This window comes from Nonomuraea sp. NPDC003214 (genome assembly GCF_053590035.1).
This window is the reverse complement of the sequence record NZ_JBSFSX010000011.1, coordinates 190,694-207,834: the sequence shown is the minus strand read 5'-3', so window position 1 is coordinate 207,834 and position 17,141 is coordinate 190,694. Positions and strand designations below refer to the sequence as shown.

Sequence of the window (17,141 nt, the reverse complement as noted above, 5' to 3'; positions counted from 1 at the left end):
TGAGGGCATGCGGAAGCGCCCCGCGGGCCGAGGCGGCGGGTCAGCCCAGGAGGGCGTGCAGCCCGGCCAGCGCGATCCGCCGCAGGGTCTCGGGGTCCGTGCCGGCCTGCGCGGTGACCCGCAGGCCGGAGATGACGGTGCTGACCAGCAGCGCGCCGTCGTCGGGGTCGACGCCGGGGGAGATGCTGCCGTCGAGCTGCCCGGCGCGGATCGCCTCGCCCACCAGGGCGCGCCGCTCGCGCAGATCGCGGTCGAGCAGGCGGGCGACGCGCTCGTCCCGCCCCCGCAGGCCGGGGTCCATGAAGCCGTGCACGACCATGCACCCGGCCGCGTGGCCCCTGGCGGCGGCGTCGTGCTCCTCGGCGACCACCACGTCGACGAGCCTGCGCAGCCGCTCGGCGCCGGTCGCGCCCTGGTCGGTGAGGATCGCGGCCTGCCGTGCGCCCGTCACCTCGACGTAGCGCTCCAGCGCGCGGACGTAGAGCTCGTCCTTGGAGACGAAGGTGTTGTAGAGGCTGCTGCGCCGCACGCCCGCCGCCTCGCACACCTGCTCGGTCGACGTGCCGGCGAACCCGTGCACCCGGAACTCGCCCGCCGCGGCGTCGAGCACCTTGACCTCGTCGAACATCCGTGGCCTGCCCATGACGGACACCCTAACACGTAATGGACTCTGAAATCCAAAACGGTTCAGGCGGGAGCGACGCCCTCGTAGTCGACCAGCAGGTGGCGCGGCCCGCGCAGCACGGCGCTCGGGCGGTACGGCGGCGGGTCGGCGACCAGGCGCGGCCCGCGCAGCCTGCGGACGAGCTCGGCCAGCACGATCTGCGCCTCCAGCCTGGCCAGCGGCGCGCCGAAGCAGTAGTGGACGCCGCCGCCGAAGCCCAGGTGCTCGTTGCGGGCACGGCACGGGTCGAAGCGGTCCGGGTCGGCCACGTGGCCGGGGTCGCGGCTGCCCGCCGCCAGGGCGAGCACGATCGGCGATCCGGCGGGAATCGTCGTGCCGGCGATCACGATGTCGTCCAGGGCGATCCGCGAGGACACCAGCTGCACCGGCGGCTCGTACCGCAGGAGCTCCTCCACGGCGGGGACGATGAGGCCGGGATCGGCGCGCAGGCGGTCGAGCAGGCCGGGATCGCGCAGGAAGGTGAGCATGCCGTTGGCGATGAGGTTGATCGTGGTCTCGTGGCCCGCGATGAGCAGCAGCACGGCGGTGGAGACGACCTCCTCGGGCGACATGCCGCCCTCGGACCCCCGGTAGGTGACGAACCCGGACAGCATGTCGTCGCCCGGCTGGCGGCGGCGCTGCTCGGCCAGCCCGCCGAGATAGCGCTCCAGGTCGCGCGCCACGGCCAGGCGTTCGCGCTCGCGCTCGGCGCGGTCCTCCTCGCCCGGTCCGAGCGTTTCCACGATCTGGTCGGCCCAGGCGTGGAACTGCGGCTCGTCCTCCTGCGGGACGCCCAGCAGCCGGCAGATCACCGCCACGGGCAGCGGGTAGGCGACCTCGTCCACGAGGTCGGCCCGCGTCTTGCCGGCGATGCCGTCGATCAGCTCCGTGGTGATGGCCAGCATCGCCGGCCGCAGCCCGTCCACGACGCCGGGGGAGTGCGGCGGCCCGAAGTGGCGCATGGCCAGCCGCCGCAGCCGGTCGTGCGCGGGCGGGTCCAGCCCGATGAACGAGATCGCGCCGTCCTCCTTCCCGCTCGCGCCCGGGTCCGCGTCCGGGCCGCCGAGGTTGCGGCGGTCGGAGCTGACCCTCGGGTCGTGCAGCAGCGCGACGATCTCGCGGTACGTGCTGACGACGTACGTGCCGTCGGGCTGGCGCGCGACCGGAGTGCGGCGCAGCTCGCCGAACAGCGGATAGGGGTCGGCGCGGCCCGAGGGGTCGAGGATCCGCTCGAAGGCGCTGGACGAGGTCGTGGTCATGTCTTCTCCTGCCGGGGCGATCAGCTCTGCGGCGCGTGCAGCAGCGAGGCGCGGCGCTCGGCCGGGTCGTGGCCGGTCACCACCACGGTGGCCCCCGCCGTGGCGACCAGCCGTTCGGGCACCCGCGCGGGCACCGGCCCGCCGTCGCCGTCCTGGTCGACGTGGCGGAACTCCGGCGGGAACGGCGCCGCCGACTCGATCAGCCGCTGGTAGAACTCCAGCCACAGCCCCTGGTCGAACGTCACCGCCGCGGTGACGCGGCCCCGGTAGCCGTAGACGGCGGCGAAGCGGCGCGCGGCGACAGAGCCCTGCGTGATGACGACCTCGTCGGCGAACGTCGGCACGCCGACCGACTTGATGTTGACGCCGAACTGGGTGGACCAGAACACCGGCACCGACAGGTGCGGCCACCGGTGCGCCTGGTCGCTGACCATGTTGTGGGCGGCGATCTCCGCCTGGGCGACCGCGTTGCCCCAGTGCTCCAGCGTCATGAACTGGTAGTCGTAGAGCGGGTGCGGGAAGCGGGCGATGTCGCCGGCGACGAACACGTCGTCGGTGACCAGGCCGTTGGTGTCCACGGCGCGGCAGCCCGCGTCGCAGGCCACCCCCCACACCCCGGCGGCCAGGCCGGAGTCGCGCAGCCACTCGACGTTGCGGATCGAGCCGAGCGCGACGACGGCCACGTCCGCCTCGACGGTGCTGCCGTCGGACAGGCGGGCCCCGCGCAACCGGCCCTGCCCGTCGCCTTCCAGCGCCGTCACCGTCGTGCCGCACCGCAGGTCCACGCCGTGCTCGCGCTGCAACGCGGCCGCCACGTCGCCGATCACGCCGCCGAGCGCGTTGACCAGCGGGGCGGGGCCGCGTTCGACGACCGTCACCGGCAGGTCCAGCTCGCGGCAGACGGAGGCGATCTCGCTGCCGGTGAACCCGGCGCCGAGCACGAGCACCCGGCCGGGCCGGGCGGCCAGCGCGGCGCGCAGCCGCTCGGCGTCGGCCGTGGTGCGCAGCGTGTAAACGCCCTCCAGCGCGGCCTCCGCCTCGTCCGGCCAGGGCCGGGCCCGGGTGCCCGTGGCCAGCAGCACCCGGTCGAAGCCGATCTCGCGGCCGTCGGCCAGCCGCACCTGCTTGCCGGCCACGTCGAGCCCGGCCGCCGGGGTGCCCCACAGCCATTCGGCGTCGACCTCGCGCAGGTGGGGCAGCATCGTGTGGCCGGGCGCGACCTGGCCGGTGAGCACCTGCTTGGACAGGGGCGGCCGGTCGTACGGCTCCTGCCGCTCGTCGCCGATCACCGTGAGCGAACCGGCGAACCCCTCCCGCCTGAGCACCCCCGCGGCCCTGGCCCCGGCCAGCGACGCGCCGACGATGACGATGCGGCCGTCGGTCATCTTCCGGCCGGACGGCCGGGACCGTCCCTGGGCGGCGTACGTCTCGGTCCAGTCGAGATGGATGGCCTGGACCGGGCAGGCGGCCGCCGCCCGCAGCACGTGCTCGCGCTGTTCGTCGCCGGGGTCGAGGTCGTACAGGAGCGCCTCTTCGCGCATGCTGAAGACGTCCGGCGCGAGGAAGGCGCACTGCCCGTATCCCTGGCAGCGCGTCAGGTCGACGACGACTCTCACAGGCACTCCCCGTTGAGCGGGCACGCGCCCCGCTCCTCGGTGGCGGCCCGGCCTGTGAGGGCCTACCCCGCCCCGCTCGGGCCGTAGCCCGCCCGGCCCCGTTCCTTCCCGTCTCTTTGCCGTCCCCGCCCCCGCCCCCGCCCGGGGATGATGGGGGCATGACACGCAGAAGCCCGTCACCCTCGCCCGTGGTCGTCGGGATCGCGGCGCTGGCGCTCGGCGTCGCCGGGGTGACGCTCTGGAGCGTCGCCACCCTCGCCGCCTACGTGCTCGGCGGGCAGGGTCTCGCCGTTCTGGCGCTGGTCCTCCTGGCTGCCGGGCTCGCGACCTTCGTGCTCGTCCGCGCCCGCAGGGCCGGGTAGAGGCGAGATCACCAGTTGGTGAAGGCGCCGTCGGGGGTGTGCCGCGCGCTCGACGGCGCCGACGCCGTCGTCCACCTCGCGGCGATCCCCACCCCCAAGCGGCAGCCGGCCGAGCACCCTCCACCCGCCGTACGTCCCGGTGGACGAGGAGCAGCCGTCACAGTCCGAGGACCCCTACGCGCTGTCGAAACAGGTCGACGAGCTGACCGCCCGGACGATGGCGCGGCGCTTCGGCATGTCGGTGGTCGTCCTGCGCCTGCCGTACGTCGGCGGCTTCGACGAGCGCCTGCTCGACTTCGCGCGAAGGTGCGAGCTGGACCCCGGCCTGCACGCGCCCGGCCTGTGGGCCTACCTGGAGACCCGTGACGCGGCGCGGGCGTGCCTGGCCGGCCTCGGCCCGGACGGCTTCCACGTCATCACCGTGGCCGCGCCGCAAACCCTGGTCTCCCACCCCACCGAGGAGCTGCTCCGCAGGTTCCACCCCACGGCCGAGCTCCGCCGCCGGCTGCCCGGGCGCACGGTCCCGCTGGACCTGACCAGGGCCGCCGCCGTCCTCGGCTTCGCCGCGGAGCTTCACGTGTGACGCCAGGCCGCCCTGCCGGAGGCGTAGCGGGAGAACACCTCCCGCACCTCCCGGGGCGAGCAGGCCGGGTGCGGACGGCCCGCGGGGATCAGCGGGACAGCCGGCGTAGGGCGATCTCGAACGGGCCCCGGTGGCCGATGCGGCGCATCCAGTCGGCCAGCACGATCGAGACCAGCCAGACCGCCACGCCGACGGCGATGACGGCGGCGGTGCCCAGGTCGCCGGCCAGGTCCAGCGTGAACGGGTAGAACAGGGCGACGAACACGACGGACTGGAAGAGGTAGAAGGTCAGCGAGCGCCGGCCGAGCGCCGCCAGCGCGGTCGTGACCGGGCCGTGGGCGCCGCCGATCCTGACGGCGGCCAGGGCGACGGCGGCGGCCAGGGCGATGCCGCCGGTGTGACCGGTGAACGTGTGCGCGATCGCGGGCAGCCAGGTCGCGTCCGTCTTCCAGACGCCCGCCGAGATCAGCGCCATCGGCAACCGGCCGGCGACGGCCAGGGCGAGGAAGGTGAAGGTGACGCGGCGGAGCAGGGCCACGTGCCGCTCGGGGTCGTCGAGGATCCGGCGCCTGGCGGCCCAGATGCCGATCGTGATGCCGGGCACCACGAGCAGGACCACCCCCGGAGCCTTCCCCGCCCACACCAGCAGGTGCAGGAGCACCTGGCTGGGGAAGTCGTCCTTCATCATCGACGGCAGCGTCTCGGGGTGGCCGGCGACCTCGGCGGCGTGCGCCCGGACGGTCTGCCAGGCCAGCAGGCCCGTCATGGGCACCAGGGAGATCGCCGAGGTCCAGAGCAGGACCGAGTCACGGGCCCGCATGATCGGCGCCATGATCAGCAGCGCCAGGCCGTAGGTGGAGACGATGTCGAGCGGCACCAGCAGCGTCGCGTGCAGGAAGCCGATGACCAGCAGCCAGAACCCCCGGCGGCGCAGCAGCTTGCGGACCGAGAGCCAGTCGTCGCCCTTGGCGAACCGGCCGGCGGCGAGCTGGCCGAGCCCGTAGCCGAACAGGAACACGAACATCGAGCGCGCCAGGTTGTCGGCGGCGAAGACCTTGAGGAACCGGCCGAAGGCGTTGAGCGCCGCCGGGCCGAGGTCGGCGTGGCTGATGAAGACCGGCGCGTGCGCCAGCGCGATCAGCAACAGCATGAAGCCGCGCGCCAGGTCCGGGGCGAGCGCGCGGGCTCGCGCCGGGGACGGCGCCCGCACGCTGCCCGAAGGGACGGTGGGCATGGGTCACTCCAGAGAGAGGGGAGGAAAGGGAACCGCGGCGTCGTCCGGCCGGCGGTCAGGCGTCCCAGGTGACGGGCAGGCTCTTGACGCCGTAGATGTCGGCGATCTCCGGGCGCAGGTCGACCTGTCCGGCGGGCACGGCCAGGCGCAGCGTGGGGAAGCGCTGGACCAGGGCCGGGAGCGCGACGCGCAGCTCGACCAGGTCGAGCCTGTGCGGGTCGGGGAAGCGCTCGGGGTCGCGGTTGGCGGTGCCGAGGGACAGGATGACCGTCGTCCCGGCCTTGATCGCGTGGCCGCCCAGCTCTACGTCCTCCAGCGCGACCCGCACGAACTGCTTGGCCACGCTGAGGTAGCGCAGCAGCTCCTCCACGGCGGGGCCGGCGAGCGCGGGGTCGGCGCGCAGCGCGGCGAGCTGCTCCGGGTGCTCCAGCAGCGCGAACGTGCCCAGGGCGAGCATGTTGGCGGTGGTGTCGAGCCCGGCGGCCAGCAGGATCAGGGCCATCCCGCGCACTTCCTCGTCGGTCAGGTCACTGTCGAGCAGGTCGCTGAGCACGTCGTCGGTGGGGTGGGCGCGCTTGGCGGCCACCAGGGCGGCGAGGTAGTCCTGGACGGCGGTGTAGGCCGCGATCAGGTCCTCGTCGCTGGTCTCCCCGTTCATGAACGTGTCGATGTCGTCCTGGAAGGAGCCGCGGTCCTCGTACGGGACCCCGAGCAACTCGCAGATCATGATCGCGGGGATGGGCTTGGCGAAGGCGGTCACCAGGTCGGCGGGCGGCCCGGCCTGCTCCATGGCGTCCAGGTGCTCGGCGGTGATCTGCTGTACCCGCTCGGTGAGCAGCCGCATCCGGCGGACGGTGAACCTGCCGACCAGCGGCTTGCGGTAGCGGCTGTGCCTCGGCTCGTCCATCAGCAGGAACTCGCCGGGCGGCGCGGGCGGGACCTCGATGTCGCCGTAGTCGATCGTCGGGTGGTGCTTCATGAGCTCCTTGCGGGAGCTGAAGCGCGGGTCGGCCAGGATCGAGCGGGCCAGGTCGTGGCCGGTGACCAGCAGGCCCTGGTGCCCGTCGGCGAAGGGCAGGCGGCTGATCGGGCTCTGCTCGCGCGCCTCGACGAGCTCCTGGGGCGGGTCGAAGGGGCAGCCGGGCCGGCGCTCGGTCGGCAGCGCCGGCAGGGCGTGTTCGGTCATGACGGCTCCTTCAGGAGATCTTGCGGCGGTAGGTGCGCATGGCGAAGCCGTAGGCGACGACGAGGATGCCGGCGCACCAGGCCAGGGCCACCCACAGGTCGGTGCCGACCGGCTGGCCGGCGAACAGGGCGCGGACGGCGTTGACGACGGAGGTGACCGGCTGGTTCTCGGCGAACCAGCGCACCGGTCCCGGCATGGTGTCGGTGGGCACGAACGCCGAGCTGAGGAACGGCAGGAAGATCAGCGGGTAGGAGAACGCGCTCGCGCCCTCCATCGTCCTGGCCGACAGGCCCGGGATGACGGCGATCCAGGTCAGCGCCAGCGTGAACAGGACCAGGATCCCGGCCACCGCCAGCCACGCCAGGACTCCCGCCCCCGAGCGGAAGCCCATCAGCAGGGCCACCAGCATCACGACCGCGAGTGAGATCAGGTTGGCGACCAGCGAGGTCAGCACGTGCGCCCACAGCACCGACGAGCGCGCGGTGGGCATCGACTGGAAGCGTTCGAAGATGCCGCCCTGCATGTCCATGAACAGCCGGTAGGCGGTGTAGGCGATGCCCGAGGCGACGGTGATGAGCAGGATGCCGGGCAGCATGTAGTTGACGTACGAGCCCGAGCCGGTCCTGATCGCGCCGCCGAACACGTACACGAACATCAGCATCATGGCGATCGGCATGATCGCGGTCGTGATGATGGTGTCGGGGCTGCGCGCGATGTGGCGCAGCGAGCGCCCCAGCAGGACGGCGGTGTCGCCGAAGAAGTGCTTGCTCATGGTCGTCCCCTTCAGGCTTTCGTGCCGACGAGGCTGAGGAAGACGTCCTCCAGGGTCGGCTGCTTCTCGACGTACTCGACCTTGGCGGGCGGGAGCAGCCGCTTGAGCTCCTCCAGGGTGCCGTTGACCAGGATGCGGCCCTCGTGCAGGATCGCGATCCGGTCGGCGAGTTGTTCGGCTTCGTCCAGGTACTGGGTGGTGAGCAGCACCGTGGTGCCGCCCGCGGCGAGCTCCCTGACGGCCTGCCACACCTCGATCCGCGCCTGCGGGTCGAGGCCGGTCGTCGGCTCGTCGAGGAAGATGACCGGCGGGTGGCCGATCAGGCTCATCGCGATGTCCAGGCGGCGGCGCATGCCGCCGGAGTAGGTGGCGACCCTGCGCCTGCCGGCGTCGGTCAGCGAGAACCGGGCGAGCAGGTCGTCGGCGATCCCGCCCGGGTCCTTGAGGTGACGCAGGCGGGCGACCAGCACGAGGTTCTCCCGCCCGGTGAGGATCTCGTCGACCGCGGCGAACTGTCCGGTGAGGCTGATCGACTCGCGGACGTCCGGCGCCTGCCTGGCGACGTCGAAGCCGTTGACGCGGGCCGTCCCGGCGTCGGCCTTGAGCAGCGTGGACAGGATCTTCACGGCGGTGGTCTTGCCCGCCCCGTTGGAGCCGAGCAGGGCGAAGATGCTGCCCCGCGCCACGGTGAAGTCCACGCCGCGCAGCACGTGCAGATCCTTGTACGACTTCTCCAGGCCCTGCACCTGGATCGCCTGAGTTTCCTGGGTCGTCATCGCGGGGTCCTGTCCTCCTGCGCGGCGCGCTCGACGGCGCCGGTGAAGCGGGCGCGCTCGCGGGCCCTGTACTGGCCGAGCGGGTAGTTGGCCATGAACGCCTCCACGAACTCCACCGGGTCCTGCCCGAAGATGTCGCGGATCGGGGTGCCGTCCGCCGCGGCCTGCTCGAACAGGTCGGCGAGGTCCTCGTACATCGTGATCGCGCCGGCGCCGTCCACCGGCCCGAAGTGCAGCAGGTAGCGCTCCAGCGCCTCGACCGCGGCGCGGTGGTTCGGGGGGAGCTGTTTGACGCGTGCCTTGTACTGCCGGTAGCGCTTCTTGTCCTCCAGTGACCCGGTGACGATCTCCAGGTACTGGAGGGCGCGGCTCTTCGGCTCGTCGGCCATGTCCGCCTGCCTCCTTCGTGAAGCCGTTCGACGACTACTCGGTGACGCTGACTACCGGTACAAAGTAACACTGACTACCGCTATCTAGCAACACCGAGTAGCTGGCACGCAGGAGCGGCATTTGGGGTGATTGATACGCTTGATGGCCACATAACCGAACAGATGGGGTGTCTCGCCTGATGCTCGAGTCGCTCGGTGACCACTGCGCCCACGTCCTCACGACCACCCCGTCCGCCTCGGTGTCCGTCGCCGTCGCCCGGGACGGCGCGCCGGTCCACGCCGAGGCGTTCGGCCTGGCGGACGTGGAGGAAGGTCGGCCCGCCACCACCGGCACCGCCTACCTGCTCGCCTCCATCACCAAGCCGATGATGGCCACCGCCGTGTGCCTGGCCGCGGAGGAAGGGCTGCTCGGCCTCGACGACCCGGTGGAGAAGCACCTGGACGGACTCCGGCTCACCCGGCCCCGGGATCACGGCGAGCCGACCGTGCGCGAGGTGCTCCAGCACCGGGCCGGGCTCGGCAGCCACTACGACTTCGCCTACGCGCCCGCCCAGAGCGTGACGGCGCGGCAGGCCGTCGAGCGCTACGGCACGCTGTACCGCGAGCCGGGCTCCGGCTTCGAGTACTCCAACCTCGGGTACGGCGTCCTGGACCTCGTCCTGCGGTCGGTCACCGGCCAGGACCCCGCCGGCTTCGTCAGGGATCGCGTCTTCACCCCCCTGGGGCTGCGGAGCTGCCACATCGGCCCGGAGTACCGGGGCCCCGCCCAGGAGGCGGCGCGGCACACCGCCGACGGCGGCCGCTACCCGGTCTGCGACACCAGCCACCGGGGCGCCACGCTGGCCTGGGCGACCGCCACCGACCTGGCGATGTTCGGGCTGTCCTGCGCGGACGCGCCCGGCGTGCTGGGCCGGGACTCGCGGGCGGCCATGCTGGACGCCCTGCCGATCGGCCCCGGGCTGGGATACGGGCTGGGCTGGTTCGTCTCGCGCCAGGGCGCTCACACCGTCGTGAGCCACAGCGGCAGCATGGGCGGCGTCGCCACGATGCTCGTGGTGGTGCCCGAGCTGCGGCTGGCCGCCTGCGTGCTCACCAACCGCACCGGCGTGGCCGTGCGCGAATCGGTGCTCGTCCATCTCATGGGCGAACTGGTGCCCGGATTCGCCCGGGCATCGCTGCCGCCGCCCGCTGACGCCCCGGCCCGCGAGATGACGGTCCCCGCAGGCGCCTGGGAAGGGCGTATCGACACCTACGAGGGCGGCGCCCCGCTCGTCCTGCGCGTGCGGGACGGGCAGGCGGAGGTCTCGCTGGACGGCGGCGAGCCGGTGGCGGGCGAGCTGGTCACCGCCACCCCGGAGTGGGACCTGCGCGCCCTGTTCGCGGCGCAGCTCCCCACGGCGGACGCGCGGGCCGACTCGCCGCTGCTCAACCTGGACCTGAACGAGCGGGACGGCGTGCTGACCGGCGCCGCCCGGGCGCTGAAGGACGGCGAGCAGGGCGGCCTGCTCGGCAACTTCCTCAGCCACTGGTGCGAACTGCGCCTCACAGGCAGCTAGGAACCGGACCGCACCCGATCCTCGGCACGTCCTTGACTACACACGTGTGTAGTATACGATCCGACCGTGTAGCCAGATGCACGGCGGAGTAGGAGGCTTGGTCATGGCGAGGGTGGAAGCGGACCCGGAGGACCTGACCGCGCGTGCCCGCATCCGCGACGCCGCGCTGCGGCAGTTCGGCGAGCTCGGGTTCGAACGGGCGACCATCCGCGGGATCGCCGAGGCGGCGGGCGTGTCCTCAGGGCTGGTACGCCACCACTTCGGCTCCAAGGAGGCGCTGCGCGAGGAGTGCGAGCAGTTCCTCGTCAAGTCGCTGCGCCGGCTCAACGACGAGACCCGCGCCGACCCGACGCCCCGGCAGGCGAACCCGGTCGCCGCCGCCCAGCAGATGTTCGGCGCGTACCAGCCCTACCTCGCCCGCGCCCTGGCCGAAGGGCGCGCCGCGGCCGTGTTCGACGAGATGGTGCGGATGGCCGAGGAATGGCTGGAGGAGGCCGACAAGGCCCGCCCCGACCCGCCCTTCGCCAGCCGGAAGGCCCGCGCCACCGTCGGCACCGCCATGAGCCTGGCCGTCCCCGTGCTGCACCAGCACATCTCCCGGGGGCTCGGCGTCGACCTCCACGGGCCCGAGGGCTCACACCTGCTCGCCCTGGTCCTGCTCGACCTCTACTCCCACCCCAGCCTCACCCCGGAGGCGGCGGCTTCGCTGCGCGACGCCCTCGAAAAGCTCCGGGACCCCTCACCCTGACGCGCGCGTACCCCGTAGGACCGCGCCGGAGGGATGGTCCGATCGCGCCCCGATCGGACCACCCCCCTGATCCACACCACCGGAGCACACCATGACCCCTGCCATCGAAACCTCCGGGCTCGTCAAGACCTTCGGGCCAGTACGCGCCCTCGACGGACTCGACCTATCCGTCGGCAGCGGCGAGATCCACGGCTTCCTCGGCCCCAACGGGGCAGGGAAGTCCACCACCATCCGCATCCTGCTGGGCCTCATGCGGGCCACCGCCGGGCGCGCCACGCTCCTGGGCGGCGACCCCTGGAGCGACGCCACCGCGCTGCACCGGCGGCTGGCGTACGTGCCCGGCGACGTGGAGCTGTGGCCGAACCTCACCGGCGGCGAGGCCATCGACCTGCTCGGCCGGCTGCGCGGCGGCCTCGACGCGAAGCGGCGCGACGAGCTGATCGCGGCCTTTCAGCTCGACCCCACCAAGAAGGGCCGCACCTACTCCAAGGGCAACCGGCAGAAGGTCGCCCTCGTGGCCGCCTTCGCCTCCGACGTGGAGCTGCTGATCCTGGACGAGCCGACCTCCGGGCTGGACCCGCTGATGGAGGCGGTCTTCCAGGAGATCGTCGCCGGCCTGAAGGACGCCGGGCGGACCGTGCTGCTGTCCAGCCACATCCTCGCCCAGGTCGAGAAGCTGGCCGACCGGGTCAGCATCATCAGGCAGGGCCGGATCGTCCAGGCCGGCACCCTGGCCGAGCTGCGGCACCTGACCCGCACCACCGTGGAGGCCGAGACCGCCGCCCCCGTCACCGGCCTGCCCGCCCTGCCCGGCGTGCACGACGCGACGGCCTCCGGCGCGCGGGTGCGCTTCAGCGTGGACGCCGAACACCTCGACGCCGCCGTCAAGCACCTGGGCGCGTTCGGCATCCGGGCGCTGACCAGCCATCCGCCGACGCTGGAGGAGCTCATGCTCCGTCATTATGGCAACGAGGGTCACTACGGCGACGAAGGCCACTACGGCGACGGGGCGGCGGCATGAGCGCGACCATGACCCGGGGCGGCGCGCTGACCGGCACCGGCATCCTGCTGGGGCTGGCCCTGCGCCGCGACCGGATCAAGCTCCCGGCCTGGACACTGATCACCGCCCTGTTCGTGCCCTACTTCGCCACCGTGGCGGCCAGGACCAACCCGACCCCCGAGGCCCTGCGCCGCACGATGGACATGATGGACGTGCCCATGCTGCGGCTGTTCACCGGCCCCTCGTACGGCACGGGCGACCTCACGGTCCAGCGCTACCTGATCGCGGTCTACTTCGTGGAGTTCCTGCTGGGCGCCGCGCTGATGAACATCCTGCTCATCACCCGCCACACCCGCGCCGAGGAGCAGAGCGGCCGGGCCGAGCTGGTCCGCGCCGCCGTCGTCGGACGGCACGCCCCGCTCACGGCCGCCCTGCTCCTCAGCGTCATCACCACCGCCGTGCTGGCCGGGCTCATGACCGTCACGGCGATCGGCGCGGGGCTGCCCGCCGGCAGCGCGCTGCTGTTCGCCGTGGCCACGGCCGCGACGGGGCTCGTCTTCGCCGGGGTGACCGCGGTGAGCGTGCAGCTGACCGAGCACGCGCGGGCCGCGGCCGGCATCGCCGGCGGGGTGCTGGGCGTCGCGTGGGTGATCCGGGGAGTGGGAGCCGTCCAGGACACCGAGGGCGGCGGGCTCACCTGGCTCTCCCCGCTGGGGTGGTCGCAGCTCACCCGTGTGCTGGCGGACGAGCGCTGGTGGCCGCTGGGCCTGTCCGCCGCGCTGACCGCGGTCCTCGTGACGGCCGCGTACGCGCTGGCGGCCCGGCGGGACCTCGGCGCCGGAGTGGTCGCCACGCGCCCCGGCCCGGCGTCGGCGCCCGGCTGGCTGCGCTCGCCGGCGGCGCTGTCCCTGCGCCTGCAGCGCTCCTCCATCCTGTGGTGGAGCGGCTCGCTGGTCGCCGGCGGCCTGGTCTTCGGCGCGCTCGCCGGGTCGATGCGCGACGGCCTCGCCACGGACTTCCTCGACGCCGGGCCCGACGTCCTGAGCGGCTACCTCAGCCTCATGGTGGTCGGCATGTCGTTCATCGTGGGGATCTTCGCCATCCTCGCGGTGACCAGGCTGCGGACGGAGGAGGTGCGCGGGCGGGCCGCCCCGCTGCTGACGACGCCGACCAGCCGATGGGCCTGGCTCGGCTCGTCCCTGCTGGTGACCGCCGCCGCGGCGGTGACGCTGCTGGCCCTGTCGGGCCTGGCCCTGGGGGCCGGCGCCGCGCTCTCGCTCGGCGACGGCGGCTACGTGGGGGAGCTCACCGGCGCGGTCCTCGCCCGCGCCCCCGAGATCCTGCTGCTCCTGGCGATCACGCTGGCGCTGTACGGGTTCGCGCCCGGGGCCGTCGCCGTGGCCTGGGCGGTGCTCGCCTACGGCGGGTTCGTCCGGTTCTGGGCGACGGATCTGCCGGCGGCGCTGAAGGCCCTGTCCCTGTTCGACCACATCCCGCGGATGCCGATCGAGGGCTTCACCCTCACCCCGCTGGTGACGCTCACCGTCCTCGCGGCCGGGGTGACCCTGCTCGGCCTGTACGGGTTCCGCCGCCGTGACCTGGACGGATAGCCGGCGTCAGCGGCCGTCGTAGCCGGCGAACATCGGCGGCAGCTGTTCCGGGGTGAGCGCGGTCGGGCCGAAGAGCCAGTCCACATGGCCGTAGTCGTAGGGGTCGCGGGCGCGGAGCACCTCGTTGCGCCACGTCCGCTTCTCCCCGTCGTGATGCCACAGCTCGCCCCAGGCGCGGGCGGTGGTCTGCACGCGGCGGCAGTGCCGGACGCGCACGGCGTTGTAGGCGGCCAGCGCGGCGTCCCAGCCGACCCCGGCCGCGGGGACCCTCTCCGCCCGGCCGCTCGCGTGCTCGGCCAGCACCCACGCGTCCTCGATCGCCATGACGGCGCCCTGGGCCAGGTACTGCAGCGGCGGGTGCGCCGCGTCACCGGTGAGGGCGATCCGGCCGCGGACCCAGTTCGCGAGGGGGTCGCGGTCGAACATCCGCCACCAGCGGTCGCGCCACATCAGCGGCAGACCGGCGCGCACCTGCTCGCACGTGCCGGTGAACGCCGCGTCGAGCTCGTCCGGCGTGCCCCAGTCGGCCTCTCCCGCCAGCGCCTTCGGCGACTCGAACACCGCGACCTGGTTGAACATCTCGCCGTTGCGCAGCGCGTACTGGACGAAATGGCACCGGGGGCCGACGTGGACGACCACGTCATCGGGCTGCGTCGGCAGGTGGGCGACCTCGGCGAAGGGCACGGCGCCGCGGTAGGCGACGTACGCCGAGTTGACGGGGGCGTCGTCGCTCATGATGCGGCGCGCCACCGAGTGCAGCCCGTCGGCGGCGAGCACGACCCGGCCGAACTCCCGCCCGCCGTCGTGAACGGCGAAGGCCCCTCCTCCGGCCTGCTCGTACCCCGTCACGGTGACGTCGTTGACGAGCTCCACCCCGGCCCGCCGGCAGGCGCGCAGCAGCGCGCCGTGCAGGTCGCTGCGATGGATCACCAGGTACGGGAAGCCGTAGCGTCGCTCGACGTCCCGCAGGTCGAGCACGGTGAGGACGTCGCCGTCGAGCGCGTCCCTCATGACGATGCTCCGGGGCAGCACGCCGAGGGACGTGACCTCGTCGAGCAGCCCCCAGTGGTGCAGGATGCGGGTGCAGTTGGGCGCGATCTGCAGCCCGGCGCCGACCTCGCCGAACTCGTGCGCCTGCTCCAGCAGCCGCACCCGCAGGCCCTTGCGGGTGAGCGCCAGGGCGTTGGCCAGCCCGCCGATGCCGCCGCCCACCACCACGACGTCGTGGCCCCGTACAGACATGACCGGTGATTGCCTTTCTCGACGCGTGCCGGACTAGAGCCAGCGAGGGAGCCTGGGCGCCGGGCCGCCGCCGGGGGCGGTGACGCCGTCCGACCGGCGGCCGGAGAGGTAGGCCGCCAGGCCGGCCAGGGTGCCGGTGACCCGGGCGGGCTCGCCGGAGCCGGGCACGGTCCACGTGCCGTCGTGGCCGGTGGCCGTCAGGACCAGCGCGGGCCCGGCGGCGGACCGCCCGGCGGTGATGTCGTCGATCAGGGCGGCGAGGAAATCGGCCGGCAGATCGTCGAACTCCACGCCCGCGCCCAGGTCGACGGCGTGCACCATGACCTCGCGGGCGCGCATCCAGGGGATCTCCCCGGCGGTCACCGTGCGGCCCTGGGCGGTGCGCACGTGCCGCTCCCACTGCGACCGGTCCAGCTCGGCGAGCCGCGCGTCCAGGGTCCGCGCGGCTCGCGCGAGCCAGGCGCGCAGCTCGGCGGCCGGCAACGCGGCGCCGGCCTCGATGGCGGCGTTCCGCCGCTCGGGGGAGGGGTACATCGGCCGCTCCTCGCCGGTGCGGGCCCAGTGCGCCAGGTTGACCAGCGCGTCGGCGTTGGCCGCCAGGTGCGCGAGCAGATGCTTGCCGCTCCAGCCGGGGAGCCGGGACGGCCCGTCGAGCCGATCGTCCGGCAGCGCGGCCAGCGCCCTGCCGAGGATCGCCCCGCCCTGCGCCGTCCACCGCAGGGCGTCGGCGCGGCTCCGGTACGCCGCCGTCATGCGACCGGCCCGGCGGTTGCGCCGGTGACGTGCTTCACGTGCTGGGTCCTTCCACGTCGGAGCGGTCCAGGCGCAGCGCCTCGAAGATCGGGCCGTCGCTGAACCGGAAGAGGTCGAGCGCGCCCGAGTCGGAGTCGGACGCCGAGGCTTCGGACCGCGCCGAGAACGGCGTCCAGGACGGCACGACGAACAGGTCGCCCCGGGTGACCGGCCACGACACGTCGCCGGCCGTGACCCGGCCGCTGCCGTCGAAGACCTGGTAGACCGAGGAGCCGGTCTCCCGGCGGGGCGTCGTCTCCGCGCCGCGCCGGATCCGGTGCATCTCGACCCGGATGGTCGGCAGCACGTCGCCGCCGGTGGTGGGGTTGACGTAGCGGACCGCCGCGTGACCGGGCTCGACCGTCGCCGCATGACCCTCGGCCTCCAGCGCGAGCTGGTCGGCCAGCGCCCGGTCGGTGTCGGCCCACCGGTAGGCCAGCAGCGGTGTGGCGGGCCGGGAGCCGGGGAACGCCACCGGGCGCAGGCCCGGATGCCCCCACAGCCGCTCCGACCGGGACCGCCGGGGGGTGGTGCGCTCGGCCGCGCCGATCCGGTCACGGCCGGGCTCGAAGAACTGGGACTCGGTCACGTACTGGAACGGGATGTCCAGCCCGTCGATCCACGCCATCGGCCGGTCGGCGGCGTTGTGGTGGGCGTGCCAGTTCCAGCCGGCCTGCGGCAGGAAGTCGCCGCGGCGCATGGGCACCGGATCGCCGCCGACGACCGTCCACACGCCCTCACCCTCGACGACGAAGCGGAACGCGTGCTGGGAGTGCCGGTGCTCCGGCGCGTCCTCGCCCGGCATCAGGTACTGGATCGCCGCCCACAGCGTCGGCGTCGCGAACGGCCGCCCGCCGAGCGCCGGGTTCGCCAGCGCGATCGCCCGCCGCTCCCCGCCCCGGCCGACCGGCACCAGGCGCCCCGAGCGCTCCGCCAGGGCCAGCAGGCTCTCCCACCGCCACAGGTGCGGGACCGCCTTCGACCGGGGGTGCGGCGGCATCAGGTCGCCGATCTCGGTCCACAGCGGGACCAGCAACTCCTTCTCGAAGCCGCGGTACAACTCCGCCAGCGCCGGCGTCGGCGACGGCTGGCCGGGGGAGTCCACCACGGACAGGCGAACCGGGGAGTCCGCTGTCTCGGTCATGTCAGCTCCTTGGTCGGTCGACGCGGACCCCAGCTTGTCCCGCGAGGTGCGAAGGAGAACAGCAGATTCTGCTGTGAAGAATCCGCCCGCCCCAGCGGCGATCCCGCAGGCGGGTCAGCGCTGCGCCATCTCGGCCGCTGCCTGGGCGGCCCCGTACGGGGTGACCGGAAACGCGCGGCCCTTGACCGGGGATGCCCCTCGTGGTTCA

17 protein-coding genes are annotated in these 17,141 nt (G+C 73.5%); 6 read left to right on the top strand and 11 right to left on the bottom strand.

The window, feature by feature from the left end; translation table 11 throughout:
- Window positions 1–40 precede the first annotated feature (40 nt).
- The 3 genes from ACWDXC_RS33280 to ACWDXC_RS33270 are packed head-to-tail and all read right to left on the bottom strand — an operon-like array spanning window position 41 to window position 3,539.
- Window positions 41–643, bottom strand: a complete 603-nt coding sequence (locus tag ACWDXC_RS33280) for a TetR/AcrR family transcriptional regulator (protein WP_449988607.1) — start codon at window positions 641–643, stop codon at window positions 41–43.
- A gap of 44 nt (window positions 644–687) precedes the next feature.
- Entirely contained in the window at window positions 688–1,923 is a 1,236-nt protein-coding gene (locus ACWDXC_RS33275) for a cytochrome P450 (protein ID WP_449988604.1), read from the bottom strand.
- 20 nt (window positions 1,924–1,943) lie between these two features.
- Complete coding sequence (locus ACWDXC_RS33270) at window positions 1,944–3,539, bottom strand: FAD-dependent oxidoreductase (RefSeq protein WP_449988601.1); 1,596 nt, start codon at window positions 3,537–3,539, stop codon at window positions 1,944–1,946.
- Between the two features lie 158 nt (window positions 3,540–3,697).
- Here ACWDXC_RS33270 and ACWDXC_RS33265 point away from each other — a divergent pair, with 158 nt between their 5' ends.
- A complete protein-coding gene (locus ACWDXC_RS33265; protein ID WP_449988599.1) occupies window positions 3,698–3,901 on the top strand; it encodes a hypothetical protein in 204 nt (67 codons plus the stop codon).
- A 139-nt stretch (window positions 3,902–4,040) separates the two neighbouring features.
- A complete protein-coding gene (locus ACWDXC_RS33260; protein WP_449988596.1) occupies window positions 4,041–4,484 on the top strand; it encodes a hypothetical protein in 444 nt (147 codons plus the stop codon).
- 88 nt (window positions 4,485–4,572) lie between these two features.
- Here the strand turns inward: ACWDXC_RS33260 and ACWDXC_RS33255 are convergent, their stop codons facing one another.
- The 5 genes from ACWDXC_RS33255 to ACWDXC_RS33235 are packed head-to-tail and all read right to left on the bottom strand — an operon-like array spanning window position 4,573 to window position 8,841.
- Window positions 4,573–5,718, bottom strand: coding sequence for a DUF418 domain-containing protein (locus ACWDXC_RS33255; protein WP_449988594.1), 1,146 nt, complete (start codon window positions 5,716–5,718; stop codon window positions 4,573–4,575).
- Window positions 5,719–5,773: 55 nt separating this feature from the next.
- Complete coding sequence (locus ACWDXC_RS33250) at window positions 5,774–6,904, bottom strand: cytochrome P450 (protein ID WP_449988592.1); 1,131 nt, start codon at window positions 6,902–6,904, stop codon at window positions 5,774–5,776.
- A gap of 10 nt (window positions 6,905–6,914) precedes the next feature.
- Window positions 6,915–7,676 carry an ABC transporter permease gene (locus ACWDXC_RS33245; protein WP_449988589.1) on the bottom strand — a complete coding sequence of 254 codons (762 nt, stop codon included), beginning with the start codon at window positions 7,674–7,676 and terminating at the stop codon, window positions 6,915–6,917.
- Window positions 7,677–7,687: 11 nt separating this feature from the next.
- Entirely contained in the window at window positions 7,688–8,452 is a 765-nt protein-coding gene (locus ACWDXC_RS33240; protein WP_449988586.1) for an ABC transporter ATP-binding protein, read from the bottom strand.
- On the bottom strand, window positions 8,449–8,841 hold the full coding sequence (locus ACWDXC_RS33235; protein ID WP_449988583.1) for a DUF1048 domain-containing protein: 393 nt from the start codon (window positions 8,839–8,841) through the stop codon (window positions 8,449–8,451). Before ACWDXC_RS33235 ends, ACWDXC_RS33240 begins: the two co-directional genes overlap by 4 nt.
- 179 nt (window positions 8,842–9,020) lie before the next feature.
- On the opposite strand from ACWDXC_RS33235, the gene ACWDXC_RS33230 reads away from it, so the two are divergent.
- The 4 genes from ACWDXC_RS33230 to ACWDXC_RS33215 all read left to right on the top strand — a co-directional run bounded on the left by ACWDXC_RS33230 (window position 9,021) and on the right by ACWDXC_RS33215 (window position 13,755).
- Window positions 9,021–10,397 (top strand): serine hydrolase domain-containing protein, encoded by a 1,377-nt coding sequence (locus tag ACWDXC_RS33230; RefSeq protein ID WP_449988580.1) that lies wholly within the window; start codon window positions 9,021–9,023, stop codon window positions 10,395–10,397.
- A gap of 103 nt (window positions 10,398–10,500) precedes the next feature.
- Window positions 10,501–11,145: a TetR/AcrR family transcriptional regulator gene (locus ACWDXC_RS33225; protein ID WP_449988577.1), complete on the top strand. Its 645-nt coding sequence runs from the start codon at window positions 10,501–10,503 to the stop codon at window positions 11,143–11,145.
- Window positions 11,146–11,236: 91 nt separating this feature from the next.
- On the top strand, window positions 11,237–12,166 hold the full coding sequence (locus ACWDXC_RS33220; RefSeq protein ID WP_449988574.1) for an ATP-binding cassette domain-containing protein: 930 nt from the start codon (window positions 11,237–11,239) through the stop codon (window positions 12,164–12,166).
- A complete protein-coding gene (locus tag ACWDXC_RS33215) occupies window positions 12,163–13,755 on the top strand; it encodes an ABC transporter permease (protein WP_449988571.1) in 1,593 nt (530 codons plus the stop codon). The genes ACWDXC_RS33220 and ACWDXC_RS33215 overlap by 4 nt, the downstream gene beginning before the upstream one ends.
- 6 nt (window positions 13,756–13,761) lie before the next feature.
- Here the strand turns inward: ACWDXC_RS33215 and ACWDXC_RS33210 are convergent, their stop codons facing one another.
- The 3 genes from ACWDXC_RS33210 to ACWDXC_RS33200 are packed head-to-tail and all read right to left on the bottom strand — an operon-like array spanning window position 13,762 to window position 16,933.
- Complete coding sequence (locus ACWDXC_RS33210; RefSeq protein ID WP_449988569.1) at window positions 13,762–14,997, bottom strand: FAD-dependent monooxygenase; 1,236 nt, start codon at window positions 14,995–14,997, stop codon at window positions 13,762–13,764.
- A 33-nt stretch (window positions 14,998–15,030) separates the two neighbouring features.
- Window positions 15,031–15,750: a maleylpyruvate isomerase family mycothiol-dependent enzyme gene (locus tag ACWDXC_RS33205; protein ID WP_449988566.1), complete on the bottom strand. Its 720-nt coding sequence runs from the start codon at window positions 15,748–15,750 to the stop codon at window positions 15,031–15,033.
- Between the two features lie 34 nt (window positions 15,751–15,784).
- Window positions 15,785–16,933 (bottom strand): cupin domain-containing protein, encoded by a 1,149-nt coding sequence (locus ACWDXC_RS33200; protein ID WP_449988564.1) that lies wholly within the window; start codon window positions 16,931–16,933, stop codon window positions 15,785–15,787.
- Between the last annotated feature and the right edge of the window lie 208 nt (window positions 16,934–17,141).